14 protein-coding genes are annotated in these 15428 nt (G+C 65.4%); 2 read left to right on the top strand and 12 right to left on the bottom strand.

The window, feature by feature from the left end; genetic code table 11:
- The 10 genes from NFV80_RS11210 to NFV80_RS11165 all read right to left on the bottom strand — a co-directional run.
- Nucleotides 1-1862, bottom strand: a 1862-nt coding sequence (locus NFV80_RS11210; protein ID WP_296758704.1) for a secretin N-terminal domain-containing protein, incomplete at its 3' end; no start/stop codon positions are given.
- On the bottom strand, nucleotides 1862-2440 hold the full coding sequence (locus NFV80_RS11205; RefSeq protein WP_295329399.1) for a hypothetical protein: 579 nt from the start codon (nucleotides 2438-2440) through the stop codon (nucleotides 1862-1864). The genes NFV80_RS11205 and NFV80_RS11210, both read right to left, overlap by 1 nt.
- Nucleotides 2437-3054: a hypothetical protein gene (locus tag NFV80_RS11200; RefSeq protein WP_295329401.1), complete on the bottom strand. Its 618-nt coding sequence runs from the start codon at nucleotides 3052-3054 to the stop codon at nucleotides 2437-2439. Before NFV80_RS11200 ends, NFV80_RS11205 begins: the two co-directional genes overlap by 4 nt.
- The gene (locus tag NFV80_RS11195; protein WP_295329403.1) at nucleotides 3051-3641 is read right to left on the bottom strand and encodes a hypothetical protein; all 591 of its coding nucleotides are present in this window, start codon (nucleotides 3639-3641) and stop codon (nucleotides 3051-3053) included. The genes NFV80_RS11200 and NFV80_RS11195 overlap by 4 nt, the downstream gene beginning before the upstream one ends.
- Entirely contained in the window at nucleotides 3638-4465 is an 828-nt protein-coding gene (locus tag NFV80_RS11190) for a hypothetical protein (protein WP_295329405.1), read from the bottom strand. The genes NFV80_RS11195 and NFV80_RS11190 overlap by 4 nt, the downstream gene beginning before the upstream one ends.
- Nucleotides 4446-6146, bottom strand: a complete 1701-nt coding sequence (locus NFV80_RS11185; RefSeq protein ID WP_295329407.1) for a GspE/PulE family protein — start codon at nucleotides 6144-6146, stop codon at nucleotides 4446-4448. The genes NFV80_RS11190 and NFV80_RS11185 overlap by 20 nt, the downstream gene beginning before the upstream one ends.
- On the bottom strand, nucleotides 6143-7339 hold the full coding sequence (locus NFV80_RS11180) for a type II secretion system F family protein (RefSeq protein WP_295329409.1): 1197 nt from the start codon (nucleotides 7337-7339) through the stop codon (nucleotides 6143-6145). Before NFV80_RS11180 ends, NFV80_RS11185 begins: the two co-directional genes overlap by 4 nt.
- An 18-nt stretch (nucleotides 7340-7357) precedes the next feature.
- A complete protein-coding gene (gspG, locus tag NFV80_RS11175) occupies nucleotides 7358-7807 on the bottom strand; it encodes a type II secretion system major pseudopilin GspG (protein ID WP_296758707.1) in 450 nt (149 codons plus the stop codon).
- A 32-nt stretch (nucleotides 7808-7839) separates the two neighbouring features.
- Nucleotides 7840-8598: a lytic transglycosylase domain-containing protein gene (locus NFV80_RS11170; protein WP_295329412.1), complete on the bottom strand. Its 759-nt coding sequence runs from the start codon at nucleotides 8596-8598 to the stop codon at nucleotides 7840-7842.
- Nucleotides 8599-8962: 364 nt separating this feature from the next.
- Nucleotides 8963-11017 carry a hypothetical protein gene (locus tag NFV80_RS11165; RefSeq protein WP_296758700.1) on the bottom strand — a complete coding sequence of 685 codons (2055 nt, stop codon included), beginning with the start codon at nucleotides 11015-11017 and terminating at the stop codon, nucleotides 8963-8965.
- 302 nt (nucleotides 11018-11319) lie between these two features.
- Here NFV80_RS11165 and NFV80_RS11160 point away from each other — a divergent pair, with 302 nt between their 5' ends.
- The gene (locus NFV80_RS11160; RefSeq protein WP_296758697.1) at nucleotides 11320-13344 is read left to right on the top strand and encodes an NADPH-dependent 2,4-dienoyl-CoA reductase; all 2025 of its coding nucleotides are present in this window, start codon (nucleotides 11320-11322) and stop codon (nucleotides 13342-13344) included.
- Nucleotides 13295-14020 carry a TetR/AcrR family transcriptional regulator gene (locus tag NFV80_RS11155; protein WP_296758695.1) on the top strand — a complete coding sequence of 242 codons (726 nt, stop codon included), beginning with the start codon at nucleotides 13295-13297 and terminating at the stop codon, nucleotides 14018-14020. Before NFV80_RS11160 ends, NFV80_RS11155 begins: the two co-directional genes overlap by 50 nt.
- 21 nt (nucleotides 14021-14041) lie before the next feature.
- Here the strand turns inward: NFV80_RS11155 and NFV80_RS11150 are convergent, their stop codons facing one another.
- Nucleotides 14042-14902 (bottom strand): sulfurtransferase, encoded by an 861-nt coding sequence (locus NFV80_RS11150; protein WP_295329420.1) that lies wholly within the window; start codon nucleotides 14900-14902, stop codon nucleotides 14042-14044.
- Nucleotides 14899-15258, bottom strand: coding sequence for an STAS/SEC14 domain-containing protein (locus NFV80_RS11145; protein WP_295329422.1), 360 nt, complete (start codon nucleotides 15256-15258; stop codon nucleotides 14899-14901). The genes NFV80_RS11150 and NFV80_RS11145 overlap by 4 nt, the downstream gene beginning before the upstream one ends.
- Nucleotides 15259-15428: the final 170 nt, after the last annotated feature.

Here is a 15428-nt window from a genome sequence, read left to right as displayed (position 1 = left end):
TTGCCCAGTCCGGGGGGGACCGCCGGCGTCCCCGGCGGCCGCGTCGCCGTCCCGGGGGCGGCGGGCGGCGCGCCCGACATCGGGATCGCCCCGACGCCTTCCGGCTGCCGGCGAAAACTGGTTTCGGTGCCACCCTCGAACTCGGAGAGATACAGTTCGGCGCGCTGGATGTTGCGAATGATGCGCGGCGTGATCGACATCACGATCTCGGTCTTCTTGCCGTCGTCGCGATGACTTCCGAACAGCCGGCCGAGGATCGGCACCTCACCGAGGAAAGGCACCTTGTTGGCCTCGCGCCGATCCTCGTCCTGGATCAGACCGGCGAGCACCGCGCCCTCGCCATTCCTGAGGCGCATCACGCTGGTCGCCGTGCGCGTTCCGATCTGATAGGCCTGCGTGCCGGATTTCGTGGTGACGGTGTTCACGATGTTGCTCACCTCCAGCGTCACCTTGATCGCCACTTCGTTGTCGACGTAGATCGTCGGCTCGATGTCGAGCTTGAGGCCGACGTCGATGTAGGTGATCGACTCCGAAGAAAAACCGGTCGACGTGATCGTCGAGGTGATGTTCGGTACGCGGTCACCGATCAGGACCTTGGCCTTCTCGCGGTTGCGTGCGCGGATACGGGGATTGGCCAGCAGGTTGGCGTCGGTATCCAGCTGATTGGCGCGAATGAGGGTCGGACCCACATTGACCCCGATCGATGAGGTGTTGAGGTTGAGCAGATTGTTCAGCGTCAGGGTATCGACCGGCAGCGGGCGCAGCGCCATCGAATCCGGCCAGTTGATGCCCAGCGCCTGGATGCGCTCACGCGTGACCTCGATGATTTCCACCTCAAGCATCACCTCGGGTTCGGGGATGTCCTGCAGGGCCACCATCTTGTCGGCAAGGCGAACGGCTTCCGGACTGTCGCGGATCATCACCAGGTTGAGCTTTTCGTCGACGACGATGTCGCGGGTCTTGAGGATCGTCTTGAGCGTCGTGCCGACGGTCTTGGCATCGGTATTGGCGAGATAGTAGGTCTTGACGACCAGCGCCTGGTACTCTTTCTGCTTGGCGGGGGTATTGGGATAAATCAGGATCGAGTTGCCGTCGAGCACCCGCTGCTCGAGCTGGTTGGTGAGCAGCAGCATGTTGATCGCGGACTCGATGGTACTGTTGCGCAGGAAGATCGTCGTTCGCTGTTCGGCGCGCACGTCCTTGTCGAACACGAAATTGAGCCCCGAGGTTCGCGAGATCACTTCGAAAACGGTCTTCAGCGGCGTATCGCGAAACTCGATGGTGATCAGCCTCCGGTACGCAGCCGCCAGCGCCGACTCCCGGGTTGCCTTTGTGGCATTCTCCTCGATGACTCGCTGCAGGGCGAGTGCGCGCTCGTGCGTGGCGTTCGCCGCGAGGATCGCGCGCAGGCGGGCCAGCGCTCCTTCGACGTCCCCCCTGCCCCAGGCAAGCTCGGCTTCCTTGTACAGAAGTTCCTGGCGACGCGCGGTTTCGATCAGCCGCAGGCCGCTTCGCGCTGCCTCGTTGCCCGGTCGCAGCGCCAGCACGCGGCGGTACGCCGCCTCGGCTTCCTCGTAACGCGCCTGACCCAAGGCGCGGTCGGCCTTGGCGAGGTTGGCAATGACTTCGCCGTCGACGACGCGTTCGTAGGCCAGGCGATATTCGAGCGAAGCAGGATCGAGCACCATCGCTTCCTGGATCTTCGCCAGACCGGCATCGACCTTGCCTTCGGCAAGCAAGGTCTGGCTCTCTCGATAGGCGTTCTGCGCAGCGCATCCGGCCAGCATCAACGCTGTCGCCACTGCCAGACAGCGGTGCCGCCAGCCCGCACTTCCGACCGGCCTGGAATTGCCCTTGTTCACTATTGCGATCCTCCGATCGAGATGGTCTGCGACTGTTTCAGTGGCAGGTAAACCAGGGTCATGGTTGGTGGCTGGATGCTCCGCACCCTGTAGATGCCGGCCAGGGTCATCCCCTCGCGAGCGATGAAGACGTCTTCGCCGCTGCCGAGATAGGCTTCCCACTGCCCCTCCTCGAACTTCTTGCCGAGATACACGAAGGGAAGTGGTGGCGCCATCGGCGGCGGTGGCTTGAGCGGTTTGTCGGGCTTGGGCGGCGGCGGTATCCAGGTCAGCGCCGGGAACAGATCACGGTTCGCGTGCTGCTCGGCGTGCTCCGGTATCAACTGATCACGCGGAATCAATGCCGCCACCGCCAGCTGCACAGACGCTTTTCCGGCAGGCGACGTGGCCTCGGGTGCCCGTGGAGTTTCGCCGGACGGCCGCGATGATACGCCAGCGCCGGCGCCGCTGCCAGCCCGCGGCATGGTTGCCGGCACCACCTGCGTATCCGCTGGCCCATACGGCGTCTTGTCGCCGAACAGCGCCAGCCACGCCGCGATCAGGAGCAACGCCAGAAGCAGCCATCGCCGCCGGCTCACGGATCCACCTCGACCGTCTGCAATTCTTCGGCGCGGCTCGCCGACTTCGCCGGGTCGTACCAGATGGTCAGGCGGACCCTGGCCTCGATCTGATCGAGACCGATTTCCTCGCGCTTGAAGCCGAGTTCATTGACCGCGACATACGCATTCCTGGCGAGAATCTCCTCGATCCAGCCGCGCACGTCGGTATAGCGCCCGCGTAGCGGGATGGTCATCTGCAGGCTCGCCGCCTGGGCGTGGGCATCGCGAGCACGCACATAGTCGGCGCGGGTGGCCATCAGGTGATGGCTTTCCGCCGCATCGAGAATGGCTTCGATGCCAGGCAGAACTTCGTTCTCCGCCGCCAGGGCGGCGCGAAAGGCTCCATAATTCGCCTCCGACGTGACTTCGGGAACAGCCGAAGGCTCCTGCTGCCCTGCCGCGCGCGCCCGCAGTTCGCTCAGGGTCTCCTGTCTTGCTGCCAGCTCCGCTTGCCGACCGGGAATCGCGATTGCCGCCAAAGCGACGAGCAACAGCACCGTCACGGCCAGTAGCGGCCACCAGAGGCCTTGCCGGTACAGGCAGAGCTCGACGGCCAGGCGCAGACGGTCGATAGACGACGCCAGCCTGCTCATTCGTCACCCCTGCCCTGGCCGTCTGCCGACACCGGTGAATCCGGACGATCGACCAGTTGCGCCTCGAACAGGAAGCGCAGCGGCCGGTTCGCATCCCGGTCGTTGATCTCCTGCTTGTTGACCAGCGCACCGGTGAAGGGACGGACCGACCCGAGTCTCGCCAGATAGACGAGCATGCGTTGATGATTCTTCGCCTCGGCAAGTCCCCTGACCACTCGCCGGCGGTGGTCCGGCTCGATCTGCAACAGCGCGATATCGGTAGTGGCGACGCTTTCGAATCCGTCGAGCAAGGCCGGCCACGGGGTATTCCATTGCGCGATGATGTCATTGGTGGCAGCGATCTGCTGTGCGGAAAGTTGCAGCGGTGCGCTGCGCGGCGGACTGCGCAGCAGCAGCTCGCGGCGAAGCACGGCGATGGCATCGGCCGCTTCGTCGATTTGCCGCTCGATCTGCAGCCATTGCCAGGCGATCGTCGCTGCGCCAAGCACGGTCAGCGCGGCAACGCCGAACAGCAGTTGCCGCTCGCGCGCTGCGCCTGGCAGGCGCCAGGGCCGTCCTTGCACGAAGTCGAGGTACAGACGCTTCACTGCCGGTCTCCGGCCAATGCCAATTGCCGCGCGCCCGGCAGGTCGCCCGGCGGCAGCGCCTCCGACAGGCGAATGGTGCGCGAAGCGAGCCCGACCATCGTCGCCGTCGCCGGCAGCCAGTCGGCGGCGCCTGCCCACAGCAGCGACTGCCGGGCACGCGTCGCAGCGTCTGCAGAGGCGCGCAGACGCTCCTGTTCCAGCAAAGCTTCGAGTTCGGCCGGCTCCGGCGCACCGCCCAGGCGCAGACTGCGCAGGCCGGCGACCTGGCCGGCAGCAGTGTGGAGCAAGCTCAGAGTCCGGCCGAAGCCGACGACCAGCCAGCCGTCGCCCGGAATCGACGCGTATACGCGATTCCAGACGCGAATCATCGCCGGGCTCACCGAATCCAGGCGGCAGCCGAGCTGGCGAGCGACTTGCTCGCAAGCCGCATACAGTGAACGGGGCACGGCGCTGGCGACGAACGGCCTGGCCGCCTGCCAGTCGGCCGCAAGCAGCCAGGACTCGGCCGATTCGCCATACAGCGCCGCAAAGCGTGCCGCTGCACTGGCCCGCAACTCGCGCAGACCGCGTGCGCCGCCCGGCGGGTGGACGACGAAGTTGCGTGTGAAACCGTCGTCGATCGTCACCGAAAGGGCGCGCGCGCCTGCCCTCGAAGACAGCGGCGACAGGTCGTGCAGTGCCTCGCAGAGGCCGATGGCACTGCCCGCAGGATCGACGCGAACCGACGCCAGCACACCCGGAGCCGACGTGGCGCTCGCGGCGAGCAGCACGGCGCCGTCGTCGGCGCAGCCGAGGAACAGTTTGTCAGCCGGAAAGCGTGACACGTCGCAGTTCTTCGAGTGTGGTCTCTCCCTGGGCCACCAGACGCAGCGCCGCTTCGGTGAGGCTGCGTGTTCCGTTCCGGTATGCGAGCTCCTTCAGTTGCCGTAACGGACGCTTCTCGATGATCAGTTCGCGCAACTCGTCGTTCAGGATGAGAATCTCGGCGATCGCCTTGCGGCCGCGATAGCCGGTGCCACGACAATCGCCGCAGCCCGTGCCGCGACGGAAAGCGAAATGCGACACGCTTTCCGGGACCAGGCGAAAGCGCTCGAGTTCGCCAGCGCGTGGTGCGTAGGCTTCACTGCAGCGTGGGCAGTTGACCCGCAGCAGCCGTTGCGCCCAGATGCCATTCAGCGCCGAGGCGAAGGCGTAGGGGTCGATGCCCATGTGGGTGAAGCGGCCGAAGACGTCGAAGACGTTGTTGGCATGAACCGTGGTCAGGACGAGATGCCCGGTGAGCGCCGACTGGACGGCGATTTCGGCGGTTTCGCGGTCACGGATTTCGCCGACCATGATCTTGTCCGGATCGTGGCGCAGGATCGACCGCAGGCCGCGTGCGAAAGTCAGACCCTTGCGATCATTGACCGGAATCTGCAGGACGCCGGGCAGCTGGTACTCGACCGGATCCTCGATGGTGATGATCTTGTCGCGACCGTTGTTGATCTCGGAAATTGCCCCGTACAGCGTCGTCGTCTTGCCCGATCCAGTCGGACCGGTGACCAACAGCATCCCGTACGGTTCTTCGACGAGTCTGCGCAGTGCGTGCAGGGAGCGTTCGTCGAACCCCAGCGAATCCAGGGTCAGCGCACCATGCGCTTCGATCACGCCGCGTTTGTCGAGGATGCGCACGACGGCATCCTCGCCATGAATGCTCGGCATGATCGACACGCGCAGGTCGATGTCACGCCCTGCGACTTCGACCCGGAAGCTGCCGTCCTGGGGAATCCGCCGCTCGGCGATGTCGAGCTCGGCCAATACCTTCAGGCGCGAAATCACCTGCTCGGCGAGCGCCACGCCGCCGACCTGGGCGACCGTGTCGAGCACGCCGTCCAGCCGGTATTTGATGGTGATGCCACTCGGCGTGCTTTCCAGATGGACGTCGCTGGCCGCCGCCTTCACCGCATCGTAGACGGTGGAATTGACGAGTTTCACCGCCGGACTCGCTGCCTCGCTCACCGAGGCGAAACTCAGCACCTCGGCGGTGCGGCGCTCGGGCGCAGCGTCGCCTTCGTGCATCAGCGAATGCACCGCGTGCACCGACTCTTCGTGTTTTGCCAGGTAGGCCTGGATGTCGGCTGCCAGCGCCAAGCGATAGTGCACCGGCGTGTCGGCCAGACTGCCCAGCCAGACCATACAGTCGCTGTCGAAGGGGTCGGCAATGACACCGATGATCGGACTCCCGACAGGATCCTGTGGCGCACGCAGGAGCACGCAACCGCGGGTCTGCGCCTTGACCAGCGGCAGCAGATCGAAGGCCGGGGCGAAGGCAAGCATCGCCGTGGTATCCATCACCGCCAGGCGAAAGCGCTGTGCCAGATGATCGACCAACTGTCGTGGGTCGCTTCCGGTCAGCACTTCTAGTTCGCTGACCAGCGATCCTCTCGACGCCAGGGCCAGGCTCCTGGCCCGATGGAGAATTTCGTCCTCGAGGCGGTCGACGACCGGCAGAGCGGGCGCGTTCATTGCAGCGTCCCCGCAAGATCGAATATCGGCATGTACAACAGGATGACGATCAGGCCGACGAGCAGTCCGATCGTCGTCATCAGCACCGGCTCGAAGACCTTGGTGAAGCGTTCGATCCAGCGCGCGCTCTCGCCCTCGTAGAACAGCGCCGAACGCGTCAGCATCGTTCCGAGCTGCCCGGACTTTTCGCCGACACGCAGCATGCGCAAGGCGATCGGGGTCGCCAGGCGGCAAGTCTCGAAGGCTTGCGAGAGCGTGCCGCCGTCGGAAATGATGCCGCGGGCGACCAGCAGCGCGGCGCGCGTCCCCGGCGAAACGGTGTTGCCTACGATGTCGAGCGCGGCCAGGATCGGGATGCCACCTTCGAGCAGCATGCCGGTCGTCAGGTAGAGCCGTGACAGTTCGATGATCCGGACGCGCTCGCCGATACCCGGCAACTGCGTCAGAACGGCGATCCAGCGTCCGCTGGCGATGAACTTTCGCAGCCACCAGCCGGCGCTCAGCACCAGGACCGCCAGCGCTGCGAAGACGACGTCCTTGTGCTGGCCGACGAATTGTCCCCAGTCGAGCAGCAACTGCGACAGCCAGGGCAGCGAGCGACCGCTCCCCTGATACACGCCCGCGAAGCGAGGCACCACGTAGCCCATCAGGAAGAGCGTCACGCCGCAACCAACCGTCAGCAGGATCACCGGATAGATGAGCGCACTGATCATCTTGTTGCGCACCGTCTCCAGACGCGTCTGGTAATCGAGGTAGCGCGAAAGGGCGCGCGGCAGGTCGCTGGTTCCTTCGGCGGCGCGCATGATGCCGACGTAGAGCGGCGGAAAGACATCGGGCTGGCGACCGAGCGCAGCCGAGAAGCGAAGTCCCTCGCGCAAGTCCCGCATCAGGCACTCGAGCACCGAGCGGGAGGCCGGCGAACCTTCCTTCTCGAGCAGTGCCGCGAACGCCTCGACCAGACTCAACCCCGCTTCGAGCAAGGCGAGCAGTTCGGCGCTGAACAGCAGCAGGGAAAACGATTTGTTGCCGCGGCCCGGAACGGCTGCGGCACCCGCGCCGCGGGCAGCCCGGATCGACAACGGCTGCAGCCGTTGCTGTTCGAGCAAGCGGTTCGCCTCTGCCGCATCGGGCGCGTCGACGATGTGTGTCTCGATCAGATTGTCGGGCGACAGGGCACGAACTTCAAAGCGCATCCCGGCTCCACGGCGGGTTCATTGGTTGCTGACGTCGGCGGCGTCGCCAGTGCCGCCCGGTTGGCCGTCCTTGCCGTAGGAAATGATATCGAAGTCGCCGTTGGCACCCGGCGAACGGTAGATGTACGGGCGGCCCCAGGGATCGAGCGGCACGGCTTTCTGCAGATACGGCCCGTTCCACTTCGTCACGTTGGCCGGCCGGGTCAACAGGGCATTGAGACCTTCTTCGGTACTCGGATAGCGGCCGACGTCAAGCCGATAGGTATCGAGCGCGCGCGCAAAGGCTTCGATCTGGGCCTTGGCGACCCCCTGTTCGGACTTGCCCAGCTGCGAAAAATACTTCGGACCGACGTACGCCGCGAGCAGACCGATGATCGTCACCACGACCAGCAGCTCGAGCAACGTAAAACCGTTCGCCCGCCGGCGATCGCCTCGGCAAGCCCCCTTGGCGGATCGGGCTGCTGCCACCGTCCCGCGCCACCCAGTCGTCATCTCGCTGATCACTGCCGATTCCCCCGAGCTGCGGCGGCGAGTACCGCCGGTACATAAAGCATGGTCTCGCGATACGGCGGAATCCGACCGCCATGTCGGGCCACCGCCCCCTGCCCGGCATTGTATGCCGCCAGCGCGAGCGCGACGTTGCCCTGATGTTCACGGAGCAGGTCCTTGAGGTGGCGCACGCCGGCATCGATGTTCTGCGCCGGATCGTCGGGATTGGTGACACCGTAGCGCGCTGCAGTGGCCGGCATCAGTTGCATCGCGCCCATCGCCCCCTTCGGCGAAATCGCCCTGGCGTTGAACCCGGACTCGACACCGACGACAGCTGCAACCAGTGCCGGCGTCACGTTGTGCAAGCGGGCATAGTACTCGATCAACGGCGCCAGCTCCGCCCGGTTCGGTGCCTGACCATCACTCGCCGGCCGGGCAGCAAGCTTGCGTGTCGCGGCAGGTGTCTCGCCACGGATGAGCAGGCGGTAGCTTGCGTCCAGCCGCTGGCTCGCGTAGCTCGGAACGCCATCGGCAGAATAACTGACGAAGACGTTGCCGACCGTTGCCGCCCCCGCGGAACACGGCAACAGTCCGACGAGCGGCAAGGCGAGCGCGACCCCAGCGGCAAGGCGGCGCCCCAGGCGCGCGGCATGCCCATCCGGCTGGCCACCGGCGGCGCGAACGGCGTCCCCATCATCCGGCCGCCTGCGCGTGGTGAGCACGTGGCAACCGTTCTGCTGCTCGTTCGTTTGGTGTCGGAACCCGTTCATGCCATCAAATCCTTCCCTCGGAGTGACTCTTCCCCAGGCTTCCTGCCGAATGACGAACGCGAAGGATAGCACGGTCCGCCACAGGAGACGGTCGTGCAGCGCAAGTCATTGATCCGTACCGGGTGGCGTGGAGCCGAGGATCGTCGCGCCCGGCCGTCGGCAGTGCCGCAGGCGCATCGTTTGCCAGCGCCCGCCGCAGATCGCCTTCCCCATGTCAGCCGTGTACGCGCGATTCGGGCAACGCGATGCAGGCCTACGGCGCCGCTTCATGAAAAACGGGCAACGACCAATGCCGGTCGTCGCCCGTACTCGCGCTTGTCGCGGTCAGGAGCCGCAGAGCCTGCAACTCCCTGGTGAGAAAAGCTCAGTCACCGCGCGGCCCGTTGTGGCAGTCGTAACAGCCCACCTTGTCGCCCGGCGCGTAGCTCTTGGTCCTGCGCTCGATGGAGAAGCTCTTGGCGACCTTGATTTCCGCCAACGGCGCGCCGCGGAAGTCGGCACCGTGACACGCGCTACAGACGATCGTACCGCTTTTCTCGACGGCGTCGCCGTGTGCAGTCACCCAGGCGGCATTCGTCGAGTGCATGCCGTGCGGGCCACCGTTGCTCGTCGTCGGCACGCTGGCATGGCACGTCGAGCATTCGCGAATGGTACCCGCGTAGCCCTGCACGGCAATACTCTGGACATTGTCATTGTCATGCGAACTGGGATACTCGGCATGCGTCGCGCCGTGACAGGCTTCGCACTGCAGCTTGCCATGACCCGTGCTGTAACGGAACAGGCTGAAACGGAACTGCGTGAGCGCGGTCGCGGGCGTGTTCGGTGTCGTCGCGAAGCGCGTATCGCTGACCTGGCGCAGTTTGCCACTGGCGTCGAGCGCGCTCAACTCGCGCTTGCCGTCATGGTGACAGGCCTGGCAGTTCGGCTGGTCCAGCCAGCCGACACGGGTTGGCGCACCGACTGCCCGCATGCTGCCGTGACAGCTCTGGCAGCCCATCAGCGCGTTGCCGCTGGCGTCGACGGCGTTGCCCATGGCGCCGCGCAGGCACTTGGTGACCGATCCCGGGTGGCACTGGTAGCAGGCGCTGCGGTTGCCGATCGCGTCGAGCTGGACACCCTGTAGCGGATCGGTGACCTGCGAGTGCTGCGTGTGCAGCGCCGAAGTCAACGCGGAAATGCCGGCGATGCCGGTGCCCGGCAAGGCATTCGACGCGTGGCACGCGGCGCACAGTACGGGCTGGCCGCCGCGGGCGGTGGCCGTCAGGCCGCGCGAGTCCATGCCGAGTTTCGCCAGCGCGTTCCTGAATGCGACGTTCTTGCTCTTGTGGTCGTCGTGCAGGCGAAGGATGTTCCATTTCCAGTCCTTCTCCTCGTCGACGTCGAAAGCCCAGCCCGAGAGCGGCGGCCGGGCTGCCTGCTGCGCGGCATTGCCCGTCCTGGTGGAAGCGTGACAGCCCTTGCAGGTCATCTCGTCGCTGACCGGAAGAACGGTCCGGGTTGACGCCAACACCTTGCCCGCCGCGTCCTTCGCGACTACCTTGACCATCGGGTAGAAGTTCTTCCGGCGCGTGTCGTCGTACGGAGTGATCGGGATTCCCTCGGCGGCGAACCAGCCCTGCGTTGCCTGGTAGCTCATCCTGGCCGGACTCAGGCTCGGCGTCGGGTTGCCCGCAAGGCCGACATCCGGGTCGGGACCGACATGGAACAGCGCCTTGACGAATTGCCAGAAATTGGTCTTTGTCGAGCTGATGGTGTTGATCGATCCGCTGGCGTCGGCAACGGCTTCGTAACTGAGTGAGACCCCCGTGCTGACCAGTTTGCCGGTGGCGGTATTGATCAACTGGGCGTGCAGGTTGTTGTAGGGCGGCAGGATCGAGAAGACCGAGTAGTCCTTGCCGTCGACGCAGTGCATGCCGAGGTCGTTCCACGCCAGCAGCCGGTAAACGGTGGTCGGAGTGGCGTTGACCGCGCCCGGCGTCACCAGCACCGCGATCGTCCGTGTGTTGCGCGTATCGCTGACGGTGATCGTCGCCTGCCCCGGCCGGATGGCGGTGATGCGGATCGTCCCCGCCGTGTAAGCCGCCCCGACCACGTCGACGTTGGACGAAGTGACGCGAACCGTGCCTGCGGGGTTGCTGACCTGCACCACCGACGAACTGTTCGCCGCCAGTGTCAAGGAAGTTGGGGAAACGGCGAGCACCGTCGCCTGGGCGCGCAGCACCACGTCCTCGGCAGCAGCCGCTGCACTCCCCAGCGCGCATGCCACGGCAAGCGCCAAAAATAAGGAGACGACTCGCCCGGGATGGCAAAGTCGCTCGGAGACCTCCTTCGTGTCCTTCATTGCTGCCCCCTGTTGATCGGTCGCGCTGGAGAAAGCGAGGCGCGCGACGGTTCGGGCGTCCCCCTTGCCCTCATGCATGCAGGTCGCCGAGAGTGCCCAGGAAAGCTTAAGCCAATCTTAAATTTGCCAGTTCTCTTCGCTACGCTCGTCGCAATCGGCTCTCGTCGGAGGAGGGCCGACACCACCTTGATACCCTGCTTCGCCCGCCACCCCTTGCGCAACGCCGGCAACGGCGTTGCCGCTGCACTTGCCGCCGGCACTCTCTTCGCCAAAGGGCACGGCGATCCGCTTGCCACGCGCAGGGGAATCATCGATAATCCAACAAGCGATTGCTTGCTTAATTATTAATCAATTTCGACCCATTCCAGGAGACCGCACGAATGTTGCACCACGCCTATCCGCACCTGCTCGCTCCGCTCGATCTCGGCTTCACGAAGCTGAAAAACCGCGTCCTGATGGGCTCGATGCATACCGGCCTGGAAGAGGCCCCGCAAGGCTTCACGCGGCTCGCCGCGTTCTACGCCGAGCGTGCCCGCGGTGGCGTCGGCCTGATCGTCACCGGCGGCATCGCGCCGAACCAGGACGGTGTGGTGATGCCCGGCGCAGCGGTGCTCGAGAACGAAGCGCAAGCCGAAAAGCATCGGCAGATCACCGCCGCCGTGCATCAGGCCGACGGCAGGATCGCCATGCAGATCCTGCACACCGGTCGTTATGCGTATCACCGTGGCGCGGTGGCGCCGTCGGCGGTACAGGCGCCCATTTCGCCGATCCGCCCGCGGGAACTCAGCGATGAAGACATCGAACGCACGCTCGACGACTACGCGCGTTGTGCCGCTCTCGCACAACTCGCCGGTTACGACGGGGTCGAGGTGATGGGATCGGAAGGCTATCTGATCAATCAGTTCATCGCCCAGCAGACCAACTTCCGCGAGGACCGATGGGGCGGCAGCTTCGCGAACCGCATCCGCTTCGCCCTGGAAGCGGTGCGCCGGGTTCGGGCGGCAACCGGGAGCAAGTTCATCGTCATTTTTCGGCTGTCGATGCTGGACCTCGTCGAAGGCGGCAGCAACTGGGACGAAATCATCACCCTCGCGCAGGCGATCGAGACTGCCGGCGCGACGATGATCAACACCGGCATCGGCTGGCACGAGGCGCGCATCCCGACGATCGCCACGATGGTCCCGCGCGCGGCTTTCGTCTGGGTTACCAAGCGGCTGATGGGCCAGGTGAGTATCCCGCTGATCACCACCAACCGCATCAATACGCCGGCGATGGCCGAGGAGGTGATTGCCTCGGGCTGCGCCGACATGGTCTCGATGGCACGCCCCTTCCTCGCCGACGCCGACTTCGTGAACAAGGCGGCGGCTGACAGGGCCGACGAAATCAACACCTGCATCGCCTGCAACCAGGCTTGTCTGGACGAGATCTTCGCCGGCCGGCCGAGCACCTGCCTGGTAAACCCGCGCGCCTGCCGGGAGACCGAGCTGCTGATCGAGAAGTGCGCGAGGCCGAAGCGGATTGCCGTGGTCGGCGCCGGACCGGCCGGAATGTCCTGCGCACTGACCGCGGCCGAGCGCGGTCACTGGGTGACCCTGTTCGACGCTGCCGAGGAGATCGGCGGACAATTCAGGCTGGCGCGTCGCATCCCGGGCAAGGAGGAGTTCAGCGAAACGCTGCGCTATTACGCTCGTCGCCTGGAGAAAGCCGGGGTCACGCTCGAACTCGGCAAGTGCTGTACAGCTTCCGAACTGGTCGAAGCCGGCTTCGACCACGTCGTACTCGCCACCGGCATCGTGCCGCGTCAGGTCGACCTGCCGGGCAAGGAACATGAGAAGGTGATTCCGTACGTCGACCTGATCGAGGGCTATCGAGTCGCCGGTGCGCGCGTCGCGATCATCGGAGCCGGCGGCATCGGTTTCGACGTCGCCGAATTCCTGACCCACGGCGAGGACGGAGAGGACGAACTCGAACACTTCCAGGACGAGTGGGGAATTGATCGCGAATTCGCCAACCGCGGCGGCCTCAAGGCGCCGAGCCGCGAATCCGCTCGCCGTCAGGTCTGGTTGCTGCAACGCAAGACCAGCAAGGTCGGCGACGGGCTGGCCAGGACGACCGGCTGGATCCGCCGCACGCTGCTCAAGAAGCGCGGCGTGCAGATGCTCTCCGGAGTGAGCTACGAGCGCATCGACGATGCGGGCCTGCACATCGTCGAGAATGGCCAGGCCCGCTGCCTGCCGGTCGATCACGTGGTCGTCTGCGCTGGCCAGGAACCTCGCCGCGACCTCGAGGAAGGCTTGCGCGCGGCGAACGTGCCGCTGTCGCTCATCGGCGGCGCGGACGTGGCCAGCGAACTTGATGCCAAGCGCGCCATCGACCAGGGAACTCGCCTGGCGGCAACACTCTGAGATCGTCGACCGGGGCCAGGAAATGGCGCTGGAAGCGAGCCGCCGCGACGAGTTGCTGCGCGCAGCGGCGCGCCTGTTCGTCGAGAAAGGCTTCGCGGCCACCACCACGCGCGACATTGCCGAAGCCGTTGGAATGCGTTCGGGCAGCCCTTTCTACCACTTCCGCAGCAAGCAGGAACTGCTCAGGGCAGCGATCATGCAAGGGCTGCAAGCCGGCCAGCAACGTTTGCAGACAGCCATTGAAGGCGTCAGCGAGCCCGAACAGCGCCTGCGGCTGATGATCCGCACGCATCTTGGCATCCTGCTCGAAGGCGATCTTCAGGCGCCGATGCTGCTCTACGAATCGCGTTCGGTGGACGCTGCCGGCCGAGCCGAAATCGCCGCTGCCGCCGACAGCTACCAGCAGATCTGGCAACACACGCTGGACGAGCTGGCAGCCGGCGGCAGGCTTCGCAGTTCGGCGACGCCACTGCGACTCTTGCTTTTCGGCATGCTGAACGGGGTCACGCAATGGTACCGGCCGGGCGGTGAGTTATCGCTCGACGAGATCGCCGCGGCGGCCAGCGAGCTGCTCCTAACGGGCATGACGGCTCCCGACACCCCAAATAATGAAAGTCATGCCCGTTTCCCTCACCCCCAACCCCTCTCCCGCAAGCGGGCGAGGGGAGGTTCGTGAGTCGCTGAGGCGACTTTCACGCTAAACTGAAGCCGCACGCACCTCGCAGGTTAACGGTCGTGCCGGATCACTGCACCACTCGCTCCACGAACCGGCATAGAGGCGAGCACCGGGCAATCCGGCAACTTCCATCGCCAGCAGGTTGTGGCAGGCGGTGACCCCAGACCCGCAGGACATCACCACTTCCCGCGGCGACCTACCGGCCAGCAGCGCGTCGAATTCCCGGCGCAGCTCGGGCGCGGGACGAAAGCGGCCGTCGCCGTCGAGATTGTCGCGAAAGAAGCGGTTGCGCGCGCCCGGAATATGCCCGCCCACTCGATCGAGAGTTTCGTTTTCGCCACGAAAGCGATCGGGGCTGCGCGCATCCACCAGACAGAGCCGACCTGCCGGCAGATCCGCGAGCACTTCGTCACAGCTCACCACCCAGTCGCGCTGGGCGACCGTCATCCGCCCCGGCGACGATCGGGGAATATCGGTGGTCAATGGCCGACCGTTCGCCAGCCAGCGGTCAATGCCGCCGTCGAGAACGGCAACGCGGTCATGCCCCAACCAGCGCAGCAGCCACCACAGGCGACTGGCAAACATGCCGCCGGAATCGTCATAGGCGACCACCTGGGTTGCCGCCGAGACACCGACCAGCTCCAGCGTGGCCGCGAGATGCAGCGGGTCCGGCAAGGGGTGGCGGCCGTTGCAGCCATTCGTTGGCCCCGACAGGTCCCGATCGAGATGGAGAAAGAACGCTCCCGGCAGATGGCCCGCGGCGTAGGCCCGGCTGCCTGCCTCGGGGTCGGTCAGGAGATGACGGCAGTCGAAGACTCGCCAGCCGGGATCGTCGACATGGGCGGCAAGGTCGGCATCATCGACCAGGGTGCCACGGTTCACGGTAACACTTCCTCCTCCGCCAGCCACATGCGTGCATCCGCTTCCTCGTCGAAGATGCGCATCTCCGCACGCACGAAGATCTGCGACAACCACGCGCTCCAGGCCACCCACTGGCTGTGTGTCAGTACGGCAATGCGGCGAAAATCATTGGCGTGCGCACGGGCAAAGACGATGTCTTCCCAGGCCACGTCAATGGTGCAATCGGCCATTTCACGCAAATCGAACAGGAGGTCGACCGGACCCTCGAACTGGACCGCGTAGTTCACCGAATTCTCGAACTCCTTGTAATCGGCGAGAGTGAATTCGGCATAGACGGTTACCTCGACGCGTTTGGCTTCTTGTTCAATGACGATCATCGCAGACTCCCTATTCCGGTGCGCCAGTGTAGCACCAGTCGGCCGCCGCAGATCCGCGACGCACGCGCCCTTGGCTGAAGCGGCGCTCCACTCCGTCCCTGCCGCTCGGCGAGTCGGGCAGCCGCCGGCGCGGTGCCAGCGCGGACCACGGATACATACGCCAAGGTATG

It is taken from the genome of Accumulibacter sp. (genome assembly GCF_023806565.1).
In the GTDB taxonomy this organism is placed as follows: Bacteria; Pseudomonadota; Gammaproteobacteria; order Burkholderiales; family Rhodocyclaceae; genus Accumulibacter.
This window is presented reverse-complemented; position numbering and strand designations above follow the sequence as displayed.

Excerpts from the sequence above, each read along its gene's own strand:
- NFV80_RS11200 (WP_295329401.1), bottom strand. The coding sequence starts at position 3,054 with ATGAGCAGGCTGGCGTCGTCTATCGACCGTCTGCGCCTGGCCGTCGAG.
- NFV80_RS11185 (WP_295329407.1), bottom strand. The coding sequence starts at position 6,146 with ATGAACGCGCCCGCTCTGCCGGTCGTCGACCGCCTCGAGGACGAAATT.
- NFV80_RS11180 (WP_295329409.1), bottom strand. The coding sequence starts at position 7,339 with ATGCGCTTTGAAGTTCGTGCCCTGTCGCCCGACAATCTGATCGAGACA.
- NFV80_RS11170 (WP_295329412.1), bottom strand. The coding sequence starts at position 8,598 with ATGAACGGGTTCCGACACCAAACGAACGAGCAGCAGAACGGTTGCCAC.
- NFV80_RS11165 (WP_296758700.1), bottom strand. The coding sequence starts at position 11,017 with ATGCATGAGGGCAAGGGGGACGCCCGAACCGTCGCGCGCCTCGCTTTC.
- NFV80_RS11160 (WP_296758697.1), top strand. The coding sequence starts at position 11,320 with ATGTTGCACCACGCCTATCCGCACCTGCTCGCTCCGCTCGATCTCGGC.
- NFV80_RS11155 (WP_296758695.1), top strand. The coding sequence starts at position 13,295 with ATGCCAAGCGCGCCATCGACCAGGGAACTCGCCTGGCGGCAACACTCT.
- NFV80_RS11145 (WP_295329422.1), bottom strand. The coding sequence starts at position 15,258 with ATGATCGTCATTGAACAAGAAGCCAAACGCGTCGAGGTAACCGTCTAT.